The organism is Paraburkholderia tagetis (assembly GCF_022213065.1).
Lineage (GTDB): Bacteria > Pseudomonadota > Gammaproteobacteria > Burkholderiales > Burkholderiaceae > Paraburkholderia > Paraburkholderia tagetis.
Genome location: NZ_JAKLJA010000008.1, coordinates 115,162 through 139,291, shown reverse-complemented (window position 1 = coordinate 139,291; position 24,130 = coordinate 115,162). Strand labels below are relative to the sequence as shown.

Here is a 24,130-nt window from a genome sequence, read left to right as displayed (position 1 = left end):
CGCTCAGGCCGACGGCCGCACAGACAAGGTTCTGTGCGGCCGTTTTCGTTTCATATGATGGAATTTTCCTCACCCATCAGGGGAGATGCCAGGAGAGATGCCGGCTTGACACTCGCGCGCCGCGCCGCCTATCATGGGCGCCAATTGTTCGATAAACGATCACGAGTTCGTGTAACGAACAAATCGCATCTGGACATGCGCGCTCGAGTCCCACCGTTTTTTTTCGCCCGCGCAGTCCGTCAATCTCAATCAGCCTTGCCTCGGATCGCACCCAGTGCGACCGGAACTGGAGACTCTCATGACGGAAGCATTCATCTGCGACGCGATTCGCACGCCGATCGGCCGCTACGCGGGCGCACTTGCGCAGGTTCGCGCCGACGACCTCGGCGCCGTGCCGCTCAAGGCGCTCATGGAGCGCAACAAGGACGTGGACTGGGCCACAATCGACGACGTGATCTACGGCTGCGCGAACCAGGCCGGCGAAGATAACCGTAACGTCGCGCGCATGTCGTCGCTGCTGGCGGGCCTGCCGCAGGTCGTGCCTGGCTCGACGGTGAACCGGCTGTGCGGTTCGGGCATGGACGCCGTGGGCATTGCCGCGCGCGCGCTCAAGTCGGGCGAAACGGGCCTGATGATCGCGGGCGGCGTGGAGAGCATGAGCCGTGCGCCGTTCGTGATGGGCAAGTCTGCTAGCGCCTTTGCCCGCGATGCCGCGATCTACGATACGACCATCGGCTGGCGCTTTGTCAACAAGCTGATGAAGCAACAGTACGGCGTGGATTCGATGCCGGAGACCGCCGAGAACGTCGCCGTCGATTACAGCGTGAGCCGCGCCGATCAAGACGCGTTCGCGCTGCACAGCCAGCAGAAGGCGGCGCGCGCACAGGCCGATGGCACGCTCGCGCAGGAGATCGTCGCGGTGACGATCGCGCAGAAGAAGGGCGATCCGCTCGTGGTGTCGCGCGACGAGCATCTGCGTGAGACGAGCCTCGAGACGCTGGCGAAGCTCAAGGGCGTCGTGAGCCCCGATGGCTCGGTCACTGCGGGCAACGCATCGGGCGTGAACGACGGTGCATGCGCACTGCTGCTCGCCAACGAGGAAAACGCGAAGCGCTTCGGCCTCACGCCGCGTGCACGCGTGATCGGCATCGCGACCGCGGGCGTTGCGCCGCGCGTGATGGGCATCGGGCCGGCGCCCGCCACGCAGAAACTGCTCGCACGCCTGAACATGACCATCGACCAGTTCGACGTGATCGAGCTTAACGAAGCATTCGCTTCGCAGGGCCTGGCCGTGCTGCGTATGCTTGGCGTGGCCGACAACGATCCCCGCGTCAATCCGAACGGCGGCGCAATCGCGCTGGGCCACCCGCTGGGCATGAGCGGCGCGCGTCTCGTGACTACGGCGATGTATCAGCTGCACCGCACGCAAGGGCGCTATGCGCTGTGCACGATGTGTATCGGCGTGGGCCAGGGCATCGCCATCGCCATCGAGCGCATTTGATTCTGTTCAGGTGTGCTGAGGTTTGCTTCGGCCACCGCTCTGGTAAGTGCGCCACCTAAACCGCGAATACCGCGAAAACCGCGAATCTTTTGATTCGCGGTTTTTTTATTCCGCATCCAGACGATCCATATCGGAATTTGCCGCGTCAACATTTCAAAATACGTAAAGATAATCGCGATTGTTTCATATTCGATGTCGGTCAATAAAGCGATGTCTTTTTATTATGCGTTTGGCTTAATCTGATGCGGCTCGTGGCCATTTACTAGTCGATTTTTAATTGGCACGCGTAGAATTCTCCACACTTCGGCGTAAGCCGTAGCTGCGAAAATGAAACCCGACTTTTGAGGAGAATACGCATGATTAAGGCAGCAACGTTGGCAGCAGTGGTAATGGGCATGGCGTTCGCGCAAGCCGCATCGGCGCAAACGGAGCAGCCGGCGTCGGCGCCCCAGGCACAGTCGGCACTCGCGAGCGCTGCGCAGGAGATCGTCGCCAATGCGGAGCCGGTTCACGTGCAGGCCAGGATCGTCGGTATCGATCGTGCGTCGCGCGTGGTCACGCTGCGCGGTCCGCGCGGCAATGATGTCCAGGTCGCACTCAGCAAGGAAGTGGGCAACTTCGACCAGCTCAACGTGGGCGATACCGTCGACGTGCTCTACAAGAACGCGCTGCTCGTGACGGCCGAGAAGGTGACGGGCAAGGACAAGGGCATTCGCAAGCGCGTCGACACGAACGTCTACCTGCCGGCCTCGTCGGGCTATGATGCCGCGCGCCAGGTCGAGGTCCAGGCCACCGTGCAGCATATCAACGCGAAGAAGCGCGAGGTCACGCTGCGCGGTGCGTATCAGACGGTCACGCTCGAAGCCACGCCCGACGTCAATCTGAAGAAGCTGAAGGTTGGCGACACGATTCACGCCGTGTTCGTCTCTGCCTACGCGACGCAGGTCACGCCGGTGGGCGCAGCGCAGTAAGCAGCGCCGGGCCGGGGGCGGCCGGGTCGTCCGGGCGCCCGTCGCACGGTTGCACATGCGGAAAACGCCGGCGCATCGCGAATGCATAACGAATGCATCACGACAGGCCGGCGTCCCGATCATCGACGGGCGCCTTTCGTGGCGCCCGTTTCTTTTTCTCGCCGATCTCCAGCGGCGGCTTACATGCCCGCCATGCACATGTACTTGACGACGACGTAGTCGTCCACGCCATAGTGCGAGCCTTCGCGGCCAAGGCCCGACTGCTTCACGCCGCCGAACGGCGCGACTTCGTTCGAGATCAGGCCGGTGTTGATGCCCACCATCCCGTATTCGAGCGCTTCCGCCACACGCCACACGCGGCCGATGTCGCGGCTGTAGAAGTACGCTGCGAGGCCGAACTCGGTATCGTTCGCCATCCCGATCACTTCCTCATCCGACGAGAAGCGGAACAGCGGCGCGAGCGGGCCGAACGTTTCGTCGCGCGCGACCTTCATCGCGGGCGTGACGTTCGTGAGCACGGTGGGCTCGAAGAAGCCGTGGCCGAGCGCGTGGCGCTTGCCGCCCGTGATCACTTGCGCGCCCTTCGCGAGCGCATCCTCGATGTGCGATTCCACCTTCAGCACGGCCGCCTCGTTGATGAGCGGGCCTTGCGTGACGCCGGCTTCGGTGCCGAGGCCGACCTTGAGCTTTTCCACGGCTTCGCGCAGCTTGGCGGCGAACGTCTCATAGACGGCGTCGTGCACGTAGAAGCGGTTCGTGCACACGCAGGTTTGGCCGCTGTTGCGGTACTTCGAGGCGATGGCGCCTGCCACTGCCGCGTCGATATCGGCGTCTTCGAAGACGATGAACGGCGCGTTGCCGCCCAGTTCGAGCGAGACTTTCTTGACCGTCGCCGCGCACTGGCTCATCAGCAGGCGGCCCACCGGCGTCGAACCCGTGAACGAAAGCTTGCGCACGATGGGGCTGCTCGTGAGCTCGCCGCCGATGGCCTTCGGGTCGCCCGTGACGACGCTGAAGATGCCGGGCGGCACGCCTGCGCGCTCGGCCAGCACGGCCAGTGCGAGCGCGGAGAGCGGGGTGGCTTCGGCGGGCTTGAGCACGATCGGGCAGCCTGCCGCGAGCGCGGGGCCGACCTTGCGCGTGATCATCGCGGCGGGGAAGTTCCACGGCGTGATGGCGGCACACACGCCCACGGGCTCCTTGGTCACGACGATGCGCTTGTCGTTGGCCACGGTCGGAATCGTGTCGCCGTAAATGCGCTTGCCTTCTTCGGCGAACCATTCGAGGAACGACGCAGCGTAGCCGATTTCGCCCTTCGCTTCGGCGAGCGGCTTACCTTGCTCGGTGGTGAGGATGAGTGCGAGGTCGTCGGCGTTCGCCATCATCAGATCGTGCCACTTGCGCAGGATGACGCTGCGCTCTTTCGCGGTCTTCGCGCGCCACGCGGGCCAGGCGGCGTTCGCGGCGGCAATCGCGCGACGCGTTTCGGCGGCGCCCATGCGCGGCACCGTTCCGATCAGCGCGCCGGTGGCGGGGTTGATCACGTCGAGCGTGGCGCCGTCTTCGGCGCCTTGCCATTCGCCGTTGATATAGGCCTTGCTTTGCAGCAGCGATGCGTCTTTCAGGTTCATGCTTTGGCTCCTATCCACTTACGCCGGCACGCCCACGGCTTCCTTGATCGACTCGTCGAGGATCGCGAGCGCTTCGTCGAATACGTTGTCCTGGATCGTCAGCGGGAACAGGAAGCGCACGACGTTCGAATACACGCCGCAAACGAGCAGCAGCAGGCCGCGATTCAAAGCGGCGGTCTGCACGCGCCTGGTGAAGTCGGCGTCGGCTTCGTTCGTGCCCGGCTTGCAGAATTCCACGGCGTTCATTGCGCCCGGGCCGCGCACGTCGGCGATTTGCGGCACTTCGGCCTTCATCGCGTTGAGCTTGGCCTTGAGTTTGTCGCCGAGCTTCGTGGCGCGCTCGCAGAGCTTTTCTTCTTCGATGATCTCGATCACCGCGTGCGCCGAAGCCACGGCCAGCGGGTTGCCCGCATACGTGCCGCCGAGGCCGCCAGGTGCTGCCGCGTCCATCACTTCCGCGCGGCCCACCACGCCCGACAGCGGCATGCCGCCCGCGAGGCTCTTGGCGATCGTCATGAGGTCGGGCGTGACGTCGTAGTGCTCCATCGCGAACAGCTTGCCGGTGCGCGCGAAGCCCGTCTGCACTTCGTCGGCGATCAGCAGGATGCCGTGCGTGTCGCAGATCTTGCGCAGGCCGCGCACGAAATCGGCGGGTGCCTGGTAGAAGCCGCCTTCGCCCTGGACCGGTTCGAAGATGATCGCGGCGACGCGCTTCGGATCGATGTCGGCCTTGAACAGCATCTCGATGTGCTTGAGCGAATCAGCCGTGCTGATGCCGTGAACCGAGTTGGGGTACGGCGCATGGTAGACGTCGGCCGGGAACGGGCCGAACGCGAGCTTGTACGGAGCGACCTTGCCCGTGAGCGCCATGCCCATCAGCGTGCGGCCGTGGAAGCCGCCCGCGAAGGCGATCACACCCGGACGGCCGGTGTGGGCACGGGCGATCTTGACAGCGTTCTCGACGGCTTCGGCGCCGGTCGTGAAGAACGCGGTCTTCTTGGCGAAGCTGCCCGGCGCGCGCTGGGCGACCTTCTCGGCCAGCGAGACATACGACTCGTAGGGGACGATCTGGTACGCGGTATGGGTGAAGTGATCGAGCTGCGCCTTGATGGCGGCGACGATTTTCGGATGGCGGTGGCCCGTGTTGCACACGGCGATACCCGCCGCGAAGTCGATGAAGCGGCGGCCTTCGACGTCCCACAGTTCCGCGTTCTCGGCGCGCTCGGCGTAGAAGTCGCACATCACGCCCACGCCGCGCGGGGTAATGGCGTTCTTGCGGCTCTGCAGATCGGCGTTCTTGCTCACGTTCGTCTCCTTCGAAAACAGTGTCGGTTGCTGGTTTGGCGGACGGACCGGTAGTGGTCCGCATTCACTCCATGCAGCGACTATACTCAGGTTTGGCTCTAAATTTCAGAGCCATTCGGCGCAATCTTTAGGAGCCAATTTCGATGCGAGCGAGTGTCCTGTCCGACTGGCTGGCCCAGCGGATCGAACGCGGCAGTGGTCAGCCGGTCTACCGGCAACTTCACTGGCTGCTGCAACAGGCGATCCTCTCGCGCGAGTTGCCTGCGGGCGCGCGGGTGCCGTCGTCGCGGCTGCTGGCGGCAGAGCTGGGCATCGCGCGCAATACCGTGACGCAGGTGTACGAGCAATTGGTGCTCGAAGGCTATGTGACTTCGGCGACGGGGCGTGGGACCTATGTCGCCGATACCTCGCCCGACGAGATCGTCGGGGCGGCGGAAATTGGCTCCCTGCGCGCGCGGAAAAATACGATGGAGTTTGGATCCGCACCCGAGGCTCAGGCGCGGCTCGCTCCCACGCAGGCGCAGCGCACGGCGGCCCGCGCATTGTCCACGCGCGGCGCGCGCCTGATCGCGGGTGCGGGCGTCTCCAAGCGCCAGGGCGGCGCGTTCATGCCGGGCGTGCCCGATGTTTCGCGCTTTCCGGCGCGTATCTGGACACGGCTGCACAACAAGTACTGGCGCAGCCTGCGTCCCGATCTGCTGACCTATGCGCCGGGCGGCGGCCTCGCGCTCCTGCGCCACGTGCTCGCCGACTACCTGCGCACTTCGCGCTCGGTGCGCTGCTCGCCCGAGCAGATCATCATCACGACGGGCATCCACCAGTCGGTGGACCTGGCCGTGCGTCTGCTCTCCGACCCAGGCGACACGATCTGGACCGAAGACCCGTGCTACTGGGGCGTGCGCAGCGTGATGCAGGTCTCCGGGCTCAAGCCGCGCCCGATCGCGGTGGACAGCGAGGGCATCAATCCGTCGCCGGCCGATTTCGCCGCTGCGCCGCCGAAGCTGATTCTCGTCACGCCCTCGCATCAGTACCCGCTCGGCATGGTGATGAGCCTCGCGCGCCGCCGCATGCTGCTGGAGTACGCGCGCCAGCACCAGTGCTGGATCATCGAGGACGACTACGACAGCGAGTTCCGCTATGGCAGCCGGCCGCTCGCGTCGCTACAGGGGCTCGACACGGCGGGGCAGGTGATCTACGTGGGCAGCTTCGGCAAGACGCTGTTTCCGGGGCTGCGCGTGGGCTATCTCGTCGCGCCCGAGCCGCTCGCCGAGAGCTTCGCGACCGCGAGCGCCGAGCTCTATCGTGAGGGCCAACTGTTGCAGCAAGCCGTGCTGGCGGAGTTCATCGCAGAAGGGCATTTCACCTCGCACATCCGCAAGATGCGCGCGCTCTATGGTCAGCGTCGACAGGTGTTGCTCGATGCGGTCGTGCGCCGTTACGGCGATGCATTGCCTGCGATGGGCGGCGACGCGGGCCTGCATGTGGTGATGCAATTGCCCGAAGGCAGCGACGACCGCGCCGTGGCCGAGGCCGCGCTCGCGCGCAATATCGTCGTGCGGCCGCTTTCTGGCTATTACTCGGAGCGCGAGCGCGCGGCGTCGGGGCTGTTGATCGGCTATGCGTGCGTGCCCGACGAGGAGATCGCGCCTGCGTTCGAGATGCTCGCTGAGGCTATTGATGCGAGCTTGCCGGCGTTTGCCTGAATTGCCCGAATTTGCCTGAATCCGCGGGAGTGGCTGGACGGCATCGGCTCGATGCCATGCCTTCTCACATCCGAATCAACACCGCCCCACACGTCACGAGCACACACGCCACCACGCGGCGCGCGGTGAGCTTTTCGCGCATGAAGAGCCAGCCGATCAGCACGGCGAAGATCGACGACATCTCGCGCAGCGCGGACACCATGGCGATCGGCAGATAGCGGAACGCCTCGATCACGAGGCAATACGCGCTCAGCGCGAGCACGCCGGCTAGCATGCCGCGCACCGCGTTGGCCTTCGAGACGAACATCTGCGCCGCGCCGCCGCGCAGCCTGCAGACCACGACGAACTGCGGGACGTTCCAGAGCAGATAGACCCACATGATGTAGCTGAGCGGGTTGCCGGCAAGACGTGCGCCGAGGCCGTCGACGATCGAATAGGTGGCGATGAAGAAGCCCGTCACCAGCGCCCACGGCACGCTTTCGCCCGAAAAGCGCATGCCGCGCCGGAATGCGAGCGACATGATGCCGAGCGAGACGAGCACCACGCCGGTGGCCGCGAGCGGGTGCAATTCCTCGTGTGCGAACACCAGCGCGCCCGCGAACACGAGCAGTGGCGAGAGCCCGCGCGCGATCGGGTAGATCTGCCCGAAGTCGCCGCTGCGATAGGCGCGGATCAGCGCGAAGCAGTACGCGAATTCGAGCAGCGCCGATGCGCCGATATACGGCCAGCTCGCGGGGGCGGGCAGCGGCAGCACGCACACGCCAACGGCGCTCACCACCATATAAGGCACCGAGAACATTCCGAGCAGCCAGACGCGGTCGCCCGAGAGGTGGAGAAAGGCGTTCCAGCTCGCGTGCATGAGCGCCGAAATCAGGACCAGCAGGACCACGAAGCTTGCCATCGAACGAGCGCAATGAATGGGAGAAGGGAGGTTGCGGCCGCAAGCAGCCGATTATTCCAGCGAATGCGCCGCAGCGCCAGAACTGTGCGGAACGGCAGGAATGGCTGCGAGTCCTTGATTGAGTCGGGGGCATTCCAGGAAGCGACTATGACGGTCGAGTGAAGGCATCTAAACGTCTAGATGACTATATGTCTTATGTGATTGCGTTACTGCGCGTTTCGAGTGGGGGTGGAACATGTCGATGGCGTGACAGCGCGAGCACACGTGACATCTGTGTGACGTCTCGCATGTGTCACGCGCAACGCGCGGCTAACGGGATATATTGTGATTTGTGCGTTTTCTTGTTTGTCGCGTTTCCTTGTGTTCGTGTCGGTCCATTAGCGTTGCCCCTGTGCGGGGCGGCACCTACTTTTCTTTGCAGCGGCAAAGAAAAGTAGGCAAAAGAAAGCCGCTCACACCGCCAGTGTGACGCAGTGGACCACTTGCCCATTATCGGAGCGGTTCCGGAGCGTCTGCCACCACGCGCCATACAACAGAGTGACTAAGGACTCATACCTCCGGCGGCGCTACGCGCGCCGTGGGGCATAGTCCAACACCAGAGGAATGCATACGAATCGATGCAGCGCGTGCGTATTCGAGTGCCCAGGCAGAACCCTTGGTTTCCCCTGCGGGATGGATGAGCCCTTTGTCACTACGTTTAAAGGTGCGAGGTGACGGATGCTCCGGAACCACTTCGATTAACGGCAAGAGGTGTACGGCGTCACACTAGCGGTGTGAGCCGCTTTCTTTTGCCTACTTTTCTTTGCGGCTGCAAAGAAAAGTAGGTGCCGCCCCGCACAGGGGCAACGCTAATAGACCGACACGAAAACAAGGAACCGCGCCAAACAAGGAAGGAACCGCCACAAACAAGGAACCGCGCCCAACCCGAAGAAAAAAAGATGCCAGCCCTAAGCTTCCTACCCAACAGCTTCGCGGAATACGAGGACCTGCAAACGCTCCTCGACGCGGGCGCGCACTGGTTCGACATTCGCAGCGCAGGCGAGGTCGAAGTGCGTGGTCGCGCGTTCTCGCTCTACGTGGCGGCGGTGGGCTCGCGCGATCCGCAGGCGCCCGCCATCGGTTTTTTTGGCGGCATTCACGGGCTCGAGCGCATCGGCACGCAACTCGTGCTCGACTACATGCGCGCGCTAATCGGGCGCCTCGCATGGGACGAGTTGCTGATGCGCCAGCTCGAGTCGGTGCGCCTCGTGATGATGCCGATTTGCAATCCCGGCGGTATGTGGCTCGCCACGCGCGCGAATCCGAATGGCGTGGACCTCATGCGCAACGCGCCGCAAGACGCGGACGAGCACGTGCCGTTTCTCGCGGGCGGGCAGCGCGTGGGCTCCTGGCTGCCGTGGTATCGCGGGCATCGCGGCGCGCCGATGGAATCCGAGGCGGCGGCGCTGCTGAAGGTCGTCGACGAGGAACTGGCGCATCGGCCGCTCGCCTTCGCGCTCGATTGCCATTCGGGCTACGGCTGGAGCGACAGCATCTGGTTTCCCTACGCGCGCACGCGCCAGTTGATGCGCCATCTGCCCGAGATGTACGTGCTCAAGACGATGTTCGAGCGTGCGCATCCGCATCACGGCTATACGTTCGAGCCGCAGAGCCATCAATATCTGCTGCACGGCGATCTCTGGGACTGCGCGTATGACCGCGCGCCCGCGGCCAGCGTGTTCCTGCCGCTCACGCTCGAACTGGGCTCGTGGCTCTGGATCAAGAAGAATCCGCGCCAGCTCTTTTCGCGCCAGGGCATGTTCAATCCGGTGATGCAGCATCGCACCGCGCGCGTATTGCGGCGTCACGCGAACCTGTTCGAGTTCCTCACGCGCGCCGCGTTTTCCGCGTCGCGCTGGCTGCCTCAGGGCGTGGCGCGTCAGCAGGTGCTGCAAAGCGCGATCGGGCACTGGTACCGGAAGCCGGGCTCATGACCGCGAACTGGATCCTGCTGCGCGGCCTCACACGCGAATCGCGCCATTGGGGCGCGTTCGCGCCGTTGCTCCAGGCGCGTTGCGGCGCGGTGTTGCCGATCGACTTGCCGGGCAACGGCGCGCTCGCGCATCTGTGCTCGCCCGTCGATGTCGATGCCTATGTGAACGCCGTGCGCGCCGAGGCGCGGCGCCTTGGCGTGCAGCCGCCGCATCGGGTGCTGGCGATGTCGTTGGGCGGCATGGTGGCGTCGGCGTGGGCGCGGCGTTTTCCGGATGAGATCGAGCGGCTCGTGCTCGTCAACACGAGCATGCGGCCCTATAGCCGCTTTTACGAGCGCTTGCGGCCTGGCGCATGGCCGGCGCTGCTGCGTGCGGCATGCCACTGGCGCGGGGCGGATTCCGACGCCGATCGCGGGTCTGATCGCGAAGTTGAGCGCGACGATATCGTCGAAACGATGATTCACGCGCGCACCTGCGCGCGCCGCGATACGCTTGCCGCCGATCTCGACGCCTGGTGTGCGATCCGCGCGAGCGCGAGGGTGAGCCGCGCCAACGCGCTGCGTCAGTTGCTGGCGGCGGCGCGCTATACGGTGCGCGGCGTGCCGCTTTGTCCGGTGCTCGTGCTGTCCTCGCGCGAGGATCGCCTCGTGGACCCGGTGTGCTCGGCACGGCTCGCGCGGGCATGGGGCGCGACGCATCGCGAACATCCGTGGGCGGGGCACGATCTGCCTCACGACGATCCGCAATGGGTCGTCGATGCGCTCTGCGCGGCCTTTCCAGGCCTCGCGGGCGTATGCGAGACGCCGGGCGGCGCGATCCGGGGGCCATGAGGCATGGGAGGGGCAGGCGGTGCGATCCGGAGCCATGCGGCTTGGGGAGTGGCGGCGGCATGCGCGGGACCCGGCCGCACCGCGCCATCGCGCCTGCGGGGTTTGCTCCATAATATCGGGACCGTTTTTCCGGCTTCCCTTGGAACACATTCCGCACATGAACGACAACGACCGCCTCGCGCCCGCGCCGGCTGCTCCGGCCGCGCCGCGCCTCACGAGCCTTTCGCACGGTGGCGGCTGCGGCTGCAAGATCGCGCCGGGCGTGCTTTCCGCGCTCCTCGCGCGCAGCACGCCGCTTACCGCCGCTTTTCCGAACCTGCTGGTCGGCACCGAAACAGCCGACGATGCCGCCGTCTACAAGCTCAACGACGAGCAAGCCATCGTCGCGACCACCGACTTCTTTATGCCGATCGTCGACGACCCCTACGATTTCGGCCGCATCGCTGCCACCAACGCGCTCTCGGACGTCTACGCGATGGGCGGCAAGCCGATCCTTGCGCTCGCGCTGGTGGGCATGCCGATCAACGTGCTGCCGCACGAGGTGATCGCACAGGTGCTGCGCGGCGGCGAGGACGTTTGCGCGGCGGCTGGCATTCCGGTGGCGGGCGGTCATTCGATCGACTCGGTCGAGCCGATCTACGGCCTGGCCGCGCTCGGCGTGGTGCATCCCGAGCGCGTGAAGCGCAACGCCTCGGCGCGCGCGGGCGACGTGCTGGTGCTCGGCAAGCCGCTGGGCGTGGGCGTGCTGTCGGCCGCGCTCAAGAAAGATTTGCTCGACGACGCCGGCTACCGGGCGATGGTTGCCGCCGCCACGATGCTCAACAAGCCGGGCACCGCGCTCGCGGAGCTCGAAGGCGTGCACGCGATGACCGACGTGACGGGCTTCGGCCTGCTCGGCCATACGCTCGAAATCGCGCGCGGCGCGAATCTCACCGCGCGCGTGCGCTACGCCGACCTGCCGTGGCTGCCGGGTGTGGAGGCGTTCGTTGCGCAAGGCGTGTTTACGGGTGCCTCGGGCCGCAACTGGGCCTCGTATGGCGAGGGCGTGACGCTCGCGGCCCAGTTGCCGGAAAGCGCGCGCACGCTGCTCACCGATCCGCAGACGTCGGGCGGCCTGCTGGTGGCCTGCGCGCCGGAGCGAGTGGATGAAGTGCTCGCGCGTTTTCACGCGGACGGCTTTGCGGATGCGCGCGTGATCGGCGAATTGACGGATGGGCCTGCGCGCGTGGAAGTCGCATGAGCGCAGAGTCGCCGAAGGCCATTTTCTACGCACTCGCGGCGAATGCCGGCATCGCAGTCTGCAAGTACGCGGCGGCGGCGTTTACGGGTTCAGGCTCGATGTTCGCCGAGGCCATTCACTCGACGGCCGATTGCGGCAATCAACTGCTGTTGCTGTTCGGCTTGCGCCAGTCGCGCGAGCCGCCCACGCCCTTGCATCCGATGGGCGCGGGCCGCGCGATCAACTTCTATTCGCTGCTCGTGGCGCTGCTGCTGTTCTTCGTGGGCGGCGCGTTTTCGGTGTACGAAGGCGTTCACCGGCTGGTTGCGCGCGAGCCTCTGCAATACGCTTACGTGGCGCTCGTGGTGCTGGGTATTTCCGTGGTGCTCGAAGCGTTCTCGCTTTATGGCGCTTTGCGCGAAATCCGCAAGGGCTCGCCCACGAAATCGCTGTGGCGCTGGGCGCGCGAAACGCGCGACTCCGATCTGCTCGTGGTGGCCGGCGAGGACATTGCCGCGCTCGCGGGTCTCGCCATTGCGTTTGCGGCGGTGCTGCTCACGGTCGTCACCGGCAATCCGGTATGGGACGCGTGCGGCTCGATCGGCGTGGGCGTGCTGCTCATGCTGATTTCGTGGTTCATCGCGCGCGAAGTGAAGTCGATGATCGTAGGCGAATCGGCCAGCCCGGAAATGCGGCGCGATATCGAGGCGTTTTTGCGCGGGCGACCGGAGATTCGCGGCATCATCAGTCTCATTACCCTGCAATGGGGTAGGGACGTGGTTGTGGCGGTGCAGGCGGAAATGATCGATTACGACCATAGCCGCACAATGGTCGAGGCGATCAACGCAATCGAAGCCGATCTGCAGGCGCATTTTCCGGTGGTGCGCTGGGTGTTTTTCGAGCCGGACTTCGCAAAGCGTTAAGCGCTTGTCTTGCTGGCTCGGGCCCGGCGGTCTTTAGACCGCCGGGCCTTCATCCTTATCGAATCGGAATGACAAAAATCATTCGCCGGCACGGGCCAGACGCGTGGTGTCGTTGGCGCGGCTTTCCTGAAGTGCGATGCGCTGCGCCTGCGTGCGGCCGATCAGGCTTTGCTCCGGATAAGTCGTCTTGTTGAGCGAGGGCAGCGTGCCGTTGCGATAAGCCTCGACGACCTCCGCCTTCACTTGCGCACGCGTTTTAGGCGCGCTGTTGTCGACCTGTGGCGCTGCGGCTTGTTGTGCCGCTTGTTCGGCTTGCGGTGCGGCTTGCGTGCCGGGTTGCGGGCCATAGGTGCCCGCGCGGCCGATGCCACCCGCGAAAGCCGATGCGCTCGCAGCGAGCGTGATGACGAGGGTGGCGCCGAGTGCGGTTGCGAGAGTGCGTTTCATGATCTGCTCCTGTTTTAAGGTGCTTTGGCCGTATGCGATCAATCGATGATCGATCAGTGGCCGTGGCGACAGGAGCAAATGTAGATGCACGGGCTCGCGCGATAAATGTCCCGAAAGCGAAAGGAATTGTCGAAAAACCAGAACAATCGTGGAAACGCGAGCCTATGCGGCCCAGCCTATGCGGCCCACTCCGAAATCACCGGCGTTTCGAGTGCGGGCGCTTGCTCGCGCTCTTCGATCGTGCGCATCGTGCAGGTCTTGTCGAGCGAGGCGCGGCCGGAGAGGAGCGGGCAGCGGTCGAACACTTCGGCGATCCAGTCGACGAACACGCGCACCTTCGGTGACAGATGCCGGCTATGCGGATACACGGCCGAGATCGGCATGGGCAGCGGCTTGAAGTCGGGCAGGACTTCGACGAGCGCGCCCGATTTCAGGTGCGGCAGCACCATGTAGCGCGGCCCCTGAATCAGGCCGAAGCCTTCGATGCCGCAGGTCACATAGGCATCGGCGTCGTTCACCGAGACCATGCTCTTGAGCTTGATCTCCACTTCCTTGCCGTCGACGAGAAACGCCCAGTCGATCACGCGCCCCGTGCGCGACGAAAAGTAATTCACGGCGCGATGCTCGGCCAGTTCCTCGAGCGTTTGCGGCGTGCCGTGGCGTTCCAGATACGAGGGCGCCGCGCACGAAACCCCTTCGAACAGGCCGATGCGCCGCGCGACCAGCGACGAATCCTGTAGCGCGCCCACGCGCACGACGCAATCCACGCCCTCTTGCAGCAGGTCGACCGGGCGATCGGTCAGGCCCAGTTGCAAGTCGATATCGGGGTAGCGTCCATGAAACTCGCATAGCGCTGGAATCACGATGAGCCGCCCGATCGAGCCGGGCATGTCGATGCGCAGCTTGCCGTGCGGCTTGCGGTTGCGGTCCTGGAAAGTCAGCTCGGTTTCTTCGACGTCCGCAAGAATGCGCACGCAGCGCTCGTAATACGCGGCACCGTCGGGCGTGAGCGAAAGACGGCGCGTGGTGCGGTGCATCAGGCGCACGCCGAGAAACGCTTCGAGATTCTGGATGATCGTCGTGACTGAGGCGCGCGGCATGTCGAGCGTTTCGGCTGCGCGCGTGAAGCTATTGGTATCGACGACGCGGGTGAACACCTGCATGGCCTGAAGGCGGTCCATTGCCACTCTCCGAAAGACATCGGACGCACGCCGCGCGGTCATACGCCAGACCAGTCGCGCGAATAAAAGGAAACGGATTGTTCAGGTGCGCCGAATTGTGTTGCCGGATTATAGGCATTTATTTGCAAGTCTGCCGAACCCACAATGCGCACCATTCGAATCTAATTTCGCGCTTTGCGCCGTTTCGACATGGATGCCTTCAAACGTTCGACGCCCTGGATTTCCGCCAATTTGCCCGCGAGCGCCGCTGAGCCAGCACCTGCGCCGCAATCCGCCCGCGTAGCGGCGGCCCCGTCGGGCAAGGCGCGCGCGTTGGCGCCCATCGACATAAGCGAGGCGACGATCGAAGGCCATGCGCAGGACATCGTGCTGCGCCTGTACCGTCCGCGGGGCGCGAACAATCTGCCCGTGCTGCTGTACTTCCACGGCGGCGGCTTCGTGCGCGGCACGCTCGACGATGCCGACGCGGCCGCCTGCTTTTTCGCAGAACGCTTACCGGCGCTGGTCGTTTCAGTGGGTTATTCGCTCGCGCCGCAATTTCCTTTTCCGGCCGCGCCCGAAGACGCCTATCGCGCCGCGCAGTGGGTGCTCACACGGGCACGCGCATTCGGCGGCAGCACGAAGCGCATCGTTGCGGCGGGGCACGACGCGGGCGGCCAGATCGCCAACGTGCTCGCGTTCATCGCGCGCGACCGTGGCGATGTGCGCCTCGCTGCGCAGGCGCTCTTTGCGCCGATGCTCGACCCGAGCCTCACGCGCCTTGGCGACGAAGCGCGGCTCGCTTCGGATATTTCCGCGAGCGAATGCGCGGCCTGCTATCGCGCGTATTTGCCCGAGGCCTCGCAGCGCATGCATCCGTATGCGGCGCCGCTGGAGTCTTCGCGCCTTGCCGGGTTGCCGGCCACGTTCATCGTCACGGCGCAAAACGACGTACTGCATATCGAAGCGGAGAAGTACGCATCGCGCCTGATCGAAGCGGGCGTGCGCACCCATGTGATGCGCTATCCGAGTGTCTCGCACGCGCAGATTGGCGCGCATCCGGAAGCGCTCGCCGAAGCGGTGCGCTTTTTCCGCTGTTGCTTCGAATCCGGCGCGGCCTGCTAGCACTGCCGCAGCGCGCCGAAGAACGTATTCATCGAAAAACAAGTACTCATTTTTCTGGAGCTCGCCATGTCACTCAACTCGCATTCCCGTAAGCGTATTGCGCTCGCGGTGGCCGCTGTTCTCGTCGTTGCGGGGTTCGGCTCGCTCGTTGCCATGCGTCTGGATTCGCACCCGGCTGTCGCCGCCGAAGCCCCGCCGGCGCCCGAGGTGGATGTGGCCGCCGTACTCAAGCGCAATGTCACTGACTGGCAGACCTACTCGGGCCGCATGGCCGCCGTCGAGAAAGTCGAGGTCCGGCCGCAGGTCTCGGGCACGATCGTTTCCGTGAATTTCCGCGACGGTGCGCTCGTGAAAAAGGGCGACACGCTTTTCGTGATCGATCCGCGCCCGTATCAGGCCGCCGTCGACCAGGCCGCAGCGCAGGTGGCTGCCGCGCAGGCGCGCACCGGCTACGCGCAGAGCGACTGGGCGCGCGCGCAGCGCCTCATCGGCGACAACGCCATCGCGAAGCGCGATTACGACGAGAAGCAGAACGCCGCGCGCGAGGCGGGCGCGAATCTCAAGGCCGCACAAGCGGCGCTCGAAGCCGCGCAAATCAACCTCGGCTATACGCGCATCGTCGCGCCAGTATCGGGGCGGGTGTCGCGCGCCGAGATCACCGTGGGCAACGTGGTATCGGCGGGCGCGAGCGCGCCGCCGCTCACGACGCTCGTTTCGGTCTCGCCCATTTACGCCGAATTCGACGCCGACGAGCAGACCTATCTGGACTACATCAGCCGCATGAAAGTGGGCTCGAAAGTGCCGGTCGAATTGGGGCTCGCGAACGAGACCGGCTATTCGCGCAGCGGCACGATCGAGTCGGTGGACAACCGGCTCGACACGTCCTCGGGCACGATCCGCGTGCGCGCGCGCTTCGACAACACCGATGGCGCGCTCGTGCCGGGCCTCTACGCGCGCATCAAGGTGAGCGGCAGTGCGCCTCATCCGGCGCTGCTCGTCGACGAAGCGGCCATCGGCACGGATCAGGACAAGAAGTTCGTCTATGTCGTGGACGGCGCGGGCAAGGTCGCATATCGCAACGTGCGAATCGGCGGCCAGCAGGGCAATCTGCGCGTGATCCTGGGCGGTTTGCAGGCGGGCGACCAGGTGATCGTGAACGGCACGCAGCGCGTGCGGCCGGGCGAGGCCGTGCGCTCGCACGAGGTACCGATGAACGGCGACCCGGACGCGGGTGTTGCCAATGCGTCTGCGCCCTCAGTCGCGAATTCAGCCTCAAAGTCAGCACCAACGCCTGCCAGGACTTCCTGACGCGCCGCACTCGCCGCGGCTTTGGTCATAGCGGCGAGTGCGATCCTCGCATCCAGTTAGTCATCCGAAATTAAGAGCGACCCATGAACATATCGAAATTCTTCATCGACCGGCCGATCTTCGCGGGCGTGCTGTCCGTGCTGGTCCTGCTGGCCGGGGTGATCGCACTGTTCCAGTTGCCGATCTCCGAATATCCCGAGGTCGTGCCGCCTTCGGTGGTGGTTCACGCGCAGTATCCGGGCGCGAACCCGAAGGTGATTGCCGAAGCCGTGGCCGCGCCGCTCGAAGAGCAGATCAACGGCGTCGAGAACATGCTCTACATGCAGTCGCAGGCCAATAGCGACGGCAATCTCACGCTCACGGTCACGTTCCGTCTGGGCACCGACCCGGACAAGGCCACGCAGCTCGTGCAAAACCGCGTGAACCAGGCACTGCCGCGCCTGCCCGAGGACGTGCAGCGCCTCGGCATCACGACCATCAAGAGCTCGCCCACGCTCACGATGGTGGTGCACCTGATCTCGCCGAACAATCAATACGACATGACGTATCTGCGCAACTATGCGCTCCTCAACGTCAAGGACCGCCTCTCGAACATCCGGGGCGTGGGCCAGGTGCAACTGTGGGGCTCGGGCGATTACGCCATGCGCATCTGGCTCGATCCGCAGAAGGTGGCGCAGCGCAATCTCACGGCTGAGGACGTGGTGAACGCGATTCGCGAGCAGAACGTGCAGGTCGCGGCGGGCGTAATCGGCGCCTCGCCGAGCGTGCCTGGCACGCCGCTGCAACTGAACGTGAATGCGCGCGGTCGTCTGCGTACGGAAAGCGAATTCGGCAACATCATCGTCAAGACCAATCCCGACGGTGGCGTAACGTATTTGCGCGACATCGCGCGCATCGAGCTTGCGGCATCCGAATACGGCCTGCGCTCGCTGCTCGACAACAAGCCGGCCGTTGCGCTCGCAATCAATCAGGCGCCGGGCGCGAATTCGCTCGCGATCTCCGACCAGGTGCGCGAGGCGATGAAGGAGCTCAAGGCGGACATGCCCGCGGGCGTGGACTACCGCATCGTCTACGACCCCACGCAGTTCGTGCGCTCGAGCATCGAGGCGGTCGTGCATACGCTGCTCGAAGCCATCGCGCTGGTCGTGGTCGTGGTGATCGTGTTCCTGCAAACCTGGCGTGCGTCGATCATTCCGCTCATTGCCGTGCCGGTGTCGATCGTGGGGACGTTCTCGCTGCTGCTGGCGTTCGGCTTCTCGATCAATGCTTTGTCGCTGTTCGGCATGGTGCTCGCCATCGGCATTGTGGTGGACGACGCGATCGTGGTGGTGGAGAACGTCGAGCGCAACATCGCCAGCGGGCTTTCCGCGCGCGACGCGACTTACAAGGCCATGCAGGAGGTGAGCGGGCCGATTATCGCCATTGCGCTCACGCTCGTGGCCGTGTTCGTGCCGCTCGCGTTCATGAGCGGTCTCACGGGCCAGTTCTACAAGCAGTTCGCGATGACCATCGCCATTTCGACGGTGATCTCCGCGTTCAACTCGCTCACGCTTTCGCCGGCGCTCTCCGCCCTCTTGCTGCGCGGCCACGACGCAAAGGAGGACTGGCTCACGCGCGTGATGAACCGCGTGCTGGGCGGCTTCTTCCGGCGCTTCAATAAGGTGTTCCATCGCGGCTCGGAAGACTACGGGCGCGGCGTGAACAGCGTGCTGCGTCACAAGGGCGGGATGCTTGCGGTCTATGCGGTGCTGATCGGCGCGACGGTGCTGATGGCGCGCATCGTGCCGGGCGGCTTCGTGCCCGCGCAGGACAAGGAATATCTGATCGCGTTCGCGCAACTGCCCAATGGCGCCTCGCTCGACCGCACGGAGAACGTGATTCGCGACATGAGCGCGATCGCACTCAAGCAACCGGGGGTGGAAAGCGCGGTGGCGTTCCCTGGCCTTTCCGTGAACGGCTTCACCAATAGTTCGAGCGCCGGCATTGTGTTCGTCACGCTCAAGCCGTTCAAGGAACGCAAGGGCAAGGCGCTTGCGGCGGGCGCGATTGCGGGTGCGCTCAACCAGCAGTACGCGAACATCAAGGACTCGTTCATTGCCGTGTTCCCACCGCCGCCGGTGCTCGGCCTCGGCACGCTGGGCGGCTTCAAGATGCAACTGGAGGATCACGGGGCGCTCGGCTATGAAGCGCTCAACCGTGCGACCGAGGACTTCGTGAAGCGCGCGGCGAAGACGCCCGAACTCGGCCCGACCTTCTCGAGCTATCAGATCAACGTGCCGCAACTGAACGTGGATCTCGACCGCACCAAGGCCAAGCAGCTTGGCGTGCCGGTCACTGACGTGTTCGAGACCATGCAGATCTATCTGGGCTCGCTCTATGTGAACGACTTCAACCGCTTTGGGCGCGTCTACCAGGTGCGCGTGCAGGCCGATGCGCCGTTCCGCCAGAAGGCCGACGACATCCTGCAACTGAAGACGCGCAACGCCGCGGGCGACATGGTGCCGCTTTCATCGCTCGTGACGGTGACGCCCACCTACGGTCCCGAGATGGTGGTGCGCTACAACGGCTACACGGCTGCCGACATCAACGGCGGGCCCGCGCCGGGCTACTCGTCGGGCCAGGCGCAGGCGGCGGCGGAGCGCATCGCGGCCGAGGTGCTGCCGCGCGGCATCAAGTTCGAGTGGACCGACCTCACGTATCAGCAGATTCTCGCGGGCAACTCGGGCATCTGGGTGTTTCCGATCAGCGTGCTGCTGGTGTTCCTCGTGCTGGCCGCGCTTTACGAGAGCCTGACGCTGCCGCTCGCCGTGATCCTGATTGTGCCGATGAGCGTGCTGTGCGCGCTGACCGGCGTGTGGCTCACGCACGGCGATAACAATATCTTCACGCAGATCGGCTTGATGGTGCTGGTGGGGCTCGCGTCGAAGAACGCGATCCTGATCGTGGAGTTCGCGCGCGAGCTCGAACACGACGGACACACGCCGCTTTCGGCTGCCATCGAGGCAAGCCGCCTGCGCCTGCGCCCGATTCTGATGACGTCCATTGCATTCATCATGGGTGTGGTGCCGCTCGTGCTTTCGTCGGGCGCGGGCTCGGAGATGCGTCATGCGATGGGCGTGGCGGTGTTCTTCGGCATGCTCGGCGTGACGGCTTTCGGCCTGCTGCTGACGCCGGTGTTCTACGTGGTGCTGCGCACGATTGCGGGCGGCACGATACACGTCGCGCAAAAGGACAACGCACGCGCGGCCCGGTCCACGGTGGACGCGTAAGCAAGGATGATAAAGATGACTAACTATTCGGCCTCGCCCGCGAAACCTCGCGGTGTGGAAGAGATGGGCAGCTTCTGGCGCTTGACGCGGCTGGCTGCGAGTGTCGCGCTGTTCGCGTGGCTTGCCGCGTGCAATGTCGAACCGACGTACAAGGTGCCCGACGCGGGCGTGCCGAATGCGTATAAGGAAGCGCCGCTGCAAACGCAAGGACAAGCGCAGGGAAAAACGCAGGGTCAAGTGCAGAGTCAAGCGCAGGGTCAAGCGCAGGGTCAAGCGCAAAATCAGCCCGCAGGCCCGCACGACGTGGGTTTATGGACGCCCGCGCAACCCGCCGACGACGCGCATCGCGGCGCGTGGTGGAAGGTGTTCGGCGACCCCGCGCTCGACCAGCTCGAAGCGCAGGCGCAGGCCGCGAACCAGGACCTCAAGGCAGCCGCCGCGCGCGTGCAGCAGGCGCGTGCGCTCACGCAGTCGGCGCGCGCCTCGTGGTTCCCGTCGATCGACGCGGGCTTCGGGCCTACGCGCGAGCGCGCCTCGCCGGCCTCGCAGTATCTGCCGCAAAACGCCAACGTGCCCGCGCAAACGCTCTGGCGCGCCCAGGCGACGGCGAGCTACGAAGTCGATCTGTTCGGCCGCGTGGGCTCGAACGTGCACGCCGCGCAGGCCGACGCGCAGCAGAGCGAGGCGCTGTTCCGCTCGGTGCAGCTCGCACTGCAGGCCGATGTCGCACAAAACTACTTCCAGTTGCGCCAGTTCGACTCAGACGTCGATCTCTACCGGCGCACCGTGGCGTTGCGCGAGGACGCGCTCAAGCTCGTCGAGCGCCGCTTCAAGGAAGGCGACATCAGCGAGCTCGACGTTTCGCAGGCGCGCAACGCAGTGGCGAGCGCACGCGCCGACGCCGTGGGCGTGGCGCGCCAGCGCGCGGCTTCGGAGCACAGCCTCGCGATCCTGCTCGGCAAGGCGCCGGCGGACTTCACGTTCCCCGAGACGCCGCTTGCACCGGTGACCGTGAGCGTGCCGCCGGGCCTGCCTTCGACGCTGCTCGAACGCCGCCCCGACATCGCCGCCGCCGAGCGCGCGATGGCGGCCGCGAACGCGCGCGTGGGCCTCGCGAAGTCGGCGTTTTTTCCGAAGCTCGACATCACCGGCGCGTTCGGATACGAATCGGCTTCGCTCGGCGACCTCTTCATGTGGTCGAGCCGCGCGTTTCTGCTTGGCCCGTTCGCTGGCACGGCGCTCACATTGCCCCTCTTCGATGGCGGGCGGCGCAAGGCCAATCTCGCGCAGGCGCGCGCGAAGTACGACGAGGATGTGGCGCAGTACCGCGAGCAGGTGCTCGTGGCGTTTCGCGAGGTGGAGGACAACCTCTCGGACCTGCGCCTGCTCGACGACCAGATCGGCGCGCAGAACGACGCAGTGAATGCTTCGCAACGCGCGGCGCATCTTTCGCGCACGCAGTACGAAGAGGGCGAGGTGAGCTACCTGAACGTGATCGACAGCGAGCGTTCGGTGCTGGTTTCGCAGTTGCAGGCGAGCCATTTGCAAGGCTCGCAGGCGGTGGCCGCCGTCAATCTGATTCGCGCGTTGGGCGGCGGGTGGGGTGACGCGAAGGCTGAGGGTGTGCAGCAGCCTGGTAGTGCATCTGCTGTGCCGGTCGCTTTACGCTGAGTGCGTTTTTTTCTGGATTTCGTGGGGCATGGTGTTTCGCGTTTCCTTGTATTCGTGTCGGTCTATTAGTGTTGCCCCTGTGCGGGGCGGCACCTACTTTTCTTTGCCGCGGCAAAGAAAAGTAGGCAAAAGAAAGCCGCTCAAACCGCTAGTGTGACGCCGTCCACCACTTGCCTGTGATCGGAGCGGTTCCGGAGCGTCCGCCACCACGCGCCATACAACAGAGTGACTAAGGACTCATCCCTCCGGCGGCGCTACGCGCGCCGTGGGGCATAATCCAAAACCAGAGGAATGCATACGAATCGATGGGGTGCATGCCTATTCGAATGCTTGGCAGTACGTGTGGTTTCCCCTGCAGACCCGACCGCTGCGCGCGTAGCGAGCAGCGGGATGAATGACTCCTTTGTCACTGAGTTGGAAGGTGCGAGGTGACGGATGCCCCGGAACCACTCCGATTAAGGACAAGTGGTGCACGGCGTCACACTGGCGGTTTGAGCCGCTTTCTTTTGCCTACTTTTCTTTGCGGCTGCAAAGAAAAGTAGGTGCCGCCCCGCACAGGGGCAACGCTTGCAGACCGACACGAAAACAAGGAAACGCGAAAAGGCAAGCACGAAAAAGCAAGCACGAAAAAGCAAGCACGAAAAAAGCAAGCGCGAAAAAGCAAGCGCGAAAAAGCAAGCGCCCCAGGAAACGGTACACTCAACGAACCAACCGCGCGCCGCAAGCAGGAACAGGAACAGGAACAGGAACAGGAACAGGAACCCAACGCGCGACAATCCACATCTCGAGGAACGTTCCGTTGGAGTTCAGACTACCGACCACGGCGACGGCGCCATTTTGCCCGTCCGAAGTACAGGGCAGCGTGGAGGTCTCACCACGGGCGTCGTTCTGGAAAAAATTCTGGCAATTCGCCGGACCCGGCTTGCTGGTGTCGATCGGCTATATGGACCCCGGCAACTGGGCCACCGATATCGAGGCCGGTTCGCGCTACGGCTACCAGCTGCTGTTCGTCGTCGTGCTGTCGAGCGTCGCGGCCATGGCGCTGCAATGTCTCGCGATGCGCCTTGGCATCGTCACCGGGCGCGATCTGGCCGAGCTGTCGCGCACACGCTATTCGAAGCCTGTCGCGCTCGGGCAGTGGGTGCTGGCCGAACTTTCCATCATCGCGTGCGACCTTGCAGAGGTGCTGGGCGGCGCACTCGCGTTCCATCTGCTGCTGGGCTGCTCGCTGCTATGGGGCGTAGTGCTCACGGCGTTCGACACGGTTATCGTGCTCGGCCTCAAGGGCAAGAATTTCCGCACGCTCGAGGCGATCATGGCCGGCCTCATCGCCACCATCGGCTTGGGCTACGTGATCGAACTGGCGCTCGTGAAGCCGCACTGGCCCGCGGTGTTCGCGGGCGCGGTGCCGTCGTGGCACGCGCTCTCGTTGCGCGAGCCGCTGTACCTCGCCATCGGCATTCTCGGCGCGACCGTCATGCCGCATAACCTCTATCTGCACTCGTCCATCGTGCAGACGCGCGCCGTGAAGCGAGATCACGCGAGCCTCGCACAGGCCATCGGGCTTTCGCGGATCGACACCATCGTCTCGCTCACGCTCGCGCTGCTCATCAACGCGGCCATTCTGATTCTCGCGGCGGCGGCCTTTCATGCGAGCGGCCACAACCAGGTCACCGAGATCGAAGATGCCTACAAGCTGCTCGCGCCCGTCGTGGGCGGCGGTGCCGCCGCCGTGCTGTTCGCCGTGACGCTGCTTGCTTCCGGGCAGAGCTCGACTTTCACCGGCACCGTGGCGGGGCAGGTCGTGATGGAAGGCTTCCTGCAGATGAAGATCCCCTGCTATCAGCGGCGTCTCATCACTCGCGTGCTCGCGCTGATGCCCGCTTTCGCGGGAGTGTGGATGCTCGGCAACGGCGCGGTAGGCAAGCTGCTGGTCGCAAGCCAGGTGGTATTGAGCCTGCAATTGCCGTTCGCGCTGTGGCCACTCATCCGCATGACGAACGATCGCGCGCTGATGGGGGCGTTCGTGAACCGGCTGCCCACGCGCCTGATTGCATGGCTGCTGTTCGCCGTGATCACGGCGGCGAACCTGTGGCTCGTCTTGCAGATGTTTAGCGGGAGTTGAGAGGGATTGTGCGGAACAACGGGAAGGCGATGCGCAAAGCGCCGGCGGTGCGCAAGCGGCGCTGCGAT

The 24,130-nt window shown here is 64.8% G+C and carries 18 protein-coding genes; 12 read left to right on the top strand and 6 right to left on the bottom strand.

Annotated elements, in window-relative coordinates; all coding sequences use genetic code 11:
* Nucleotides 1-298: 298 nt before the first annotated feature.
* Nucleotides 299-1,501, top strand: coding sequence for a 3-oxoadipyl-CoA thiolase (gene pcaF / locus L5014_RS13030; RefSeq protein WP_238464136.1), 1,203 nt, complete (start codon nt 299-301; stop codon nt 1,499-1,501).
* Here pcaF and L5014_RS13025 read toward each other — a convergent pair.
* Nucleotides 1,435-1,704: a hypothetical protein gene (locus L5014_RS13025; RefSeq protein ID WP_238464135.1), complete on the bottom strand. Its 270-nt coding sequence runs from the start codon at nt 1,702-1,704 to the stop codon at nt 1,435-1,437. The genes pcaF and L5014_RS13025 overlap by 67 nt on opposite strands.
* A 156-nt stretch (nt 1,705-1,860) precedes the next feature.
* Between L5014_RS13025 and L5014_RS13020 the strand changes: the two genes are divergently transcribed.
* The gene (locus L5014_RS13020) at nt 1,861-2,472 is read left to right on the top strand and encodes a hypothetical protein (RefSeq protein ID WP_238464231.1); all 612 of its coding nucleotides are present in this window, start codon (nt 1,861-1,863) and stop codon (nt 2,470-2,472) included.
* A gap of 179 nt (nt 2,473-2,651) precedes the next feature.
* Here L5014_RS13020 and L5014_RS13015 read toward each other — a convergent pair whose 3' ends face one another.
* Both L5014_RS13015 and gabT read right to left on the bottom strand, forming a co-directional pair.
* A complete protein-coding gene (locus L5014_RS13015; protein WP_238464134.1) occupies nt 2,652-4,103 on the bottom strand; it encodes an NAD-dependent succinate-semialdehyde dehydrogenase in 1,452 nt (483 codons plus the stop codon).
* An 18-nt stretch (nt 4,104-4,121) separates the two neighbouring features.
* Entirely contained in the window at nt 4,122-5,408 is a 1,287-nt protein-coding gene (gene gabT / locus L5014_RS13010) for a 4-aminobutyrate--2-oxoglutarate transaminase (protein WP_338019286.1), read from the bottom strand.
* Nucleotides 5,409-5,551: 143 nt separating this feature from the next.
* Between gabT and pdxR the strand changes: the two genes are divergently transcribed.
* Nucleotides 5,552-7,111, top strand: coding sequence for a MocR-like pyridoxine biosynthesis transcription factor PdxR (gene pdxR / locus L5014_RS13005; RefSeq protein ID WP_238464133.1), 1,560 nt, complete (start codon nt 5,552-5,554; stop codon nt 7,109-7,111).
* Nucleotides 7,112-7,175: 64 nt separating this feature from the next.
* Here pdxR and L5014_RS13000 read toward each other — a convergent pair whose 3' ends face one another.
* Nucleotides 7,176-8,012: an EamA family transporter gene (locus L5014_RS13000; RefSeq protein WP_238464132.1), complete on the bottom strand. Its 837-nt coding sequence runs from the start codon at nt 8,010-8,012 to the stop codon at nt 7,176-7,178.
* A 938-nt stretch (nt 8,013-8,950) separates the two neighbouring features.
* Between L5014_RS13000 and L5014_RS12995 the strand changes: the two genes are divergently transcribed.
* From L5014_RS12995 to L5014_RS12980, 4 genes are all read left to right on the top strand, one after another.
* Nucleotides 8,951-9,985 carry a M14 family zinc carboxypeptidase gene (locus tag L5014_RS12995; RefSeq protein WP_238464131.1) on the top strand — a complete coding sequence of 345 codons (1,035 nt, stop codon included), beginning with the start codon at nt 8,951-8,953 and terminating at the stop codon, nt 9,983-9,985.
* Nucleotides 9,982-10,815, top strand: coding sequence for an alpha/beta fold hydrolase (locus L5014_RS12990; RefSeq protein ID WP_238464130.1), 834 nt, complete (start codon nt 9,982-9,984; stop codon nt 10,813-10,815). Before L5014_RS12995 ends, L5014_RS12990 begins: the two co-directional genes overlap by 4 nt.
* A 157-nt stretch (nt 10,816-10,972) precedes the next feature.
* On the top strand, nt 10,973-12,055 hold the full coding sequence (gene selD / locus L5014_RS12985; protein WP_238464129.1) for a selenide, water dikinase SelD: 1,083 nt from the start codon (nt 10,973-10,975) through the stop codon (nt 12,053-12,055).
* Nucleotides 12,052-12,957 (top strand): cation diffusion facilitator family transporter, encoded by a 906-nt coding sequence (locus L5014_RS12980; RefSeq protein ID WP_238464128.1) that lies wholly within the window; start codon nt 12,052-12,054, stop codon nt 12,955-12,957. Before selD ends, L5014_RS12980 begins: the two co-directional genes overlap by 4 nt.
* Before the next feature lie 78 nt (nt 12,958-13,035).
* Here L5014_RS12980 and L5014_RS12975 read toward each other — a convergent pair whose 3' ends face one another.
* Both L5014_RS12975 and L5014_RS12970 read right to left on the bottom strand, forming a co-directional pair.
* Nucleotides 13,036-13,404: a DUF4148 domain-containing protein gene (locus tag L5014_RS12975; protein WP_238464127.1), complete on the bottom strand. Its 369-nt coding sequence runs from the start codon at nt 13,402-13,404 to the stop codon at nt 13,036-13,038.
* Between the two features lie 176 nt (nt 13,405-13,580).
* Complete coding sequence (locus L5014_RS12970) at nt 13,581-14,585, bottom strand: LysR family transcriptional regulator (protein WP_238464126.1); 1,005 nt, start codon at nt 14,583-14,585, stop codon at nt 13,581-13,583.
* Between the two features lie 189 nt (nt 14,586-14,774).
* On the opposite strand from L5014_RS12970, the gene L5014_RS12965 reads away from it, so the two are divergent.
* The 5 genes from L5014_RS12965 to L5014_RS12945 all read left to right on the top strand — a co-directional run bounded on the left by L5014_RS12965 (nt 14,775) and on the right by L5014_RS12945 (nt 24,062).
* On the top strand, nt 14,775-15,689 hold the full coding sequence (locus L5014_RS12965; RefSeq protein WP_238464125.1) for an alpha/beta hydrolase: 915 nt from the start codon (nt 14,775-14,777) through the stop codon (nt 15,687-15,689).
* Between the two features lie 66 nt (nt 15,690-15,755).
* On the top strand, nt 15,756-16,997 hold the full coding sequence (locus tag L5014_RS12960; RefSeq protein ID WP_238464124.1) for an efflux RND transporter periplasmic adaptor subunit: 1,242 nt from the start codon (nt 15,756-15,758) through the stop codon (nt 16,995-16,997).
* An 83-nt stretch (nt 16,998-17,080) separates the two neighbouring features.
* Nucleotides 17,081-20,266 carry an efflux RND transporter permease subunit gene (locus tag L5014_RS12955; RefSeq protein WP_238464123.1) on the top strand — a complete coding sequence of 1,062 codons (3,186 nt, stop codon included), beginning with the start codon at nt 17,081-17,083 and terminating at the stop codon, nt 20,264-20,266.
* 63 nt (nt 20,267-20,329) lie between these two features.
* A complete protein-coding gene (locus L5014_RS12950; protein ID WP_238464229.1) occupies nt 20,330-21,937 on the top strand; it encodes an efflux transporter outer membrane subunit in 1,608 nt (535 codons plus the stop codon).
* Between the two features lie 799 nt (nt 21,938-22,736).
* Complete coding sequence (locus tag L5014_RS12945; RefSeq protein WP_238464122.1) at nt 22,737-24,062, top strand: Nramp family divalent metal transporter; 1,326 nt, start codon at nt 22,737-22,739, stop codon at nt 24,060-24,062.
* Nucleotides 24,063-24,130: the final 68 nt, after the last annotated feature.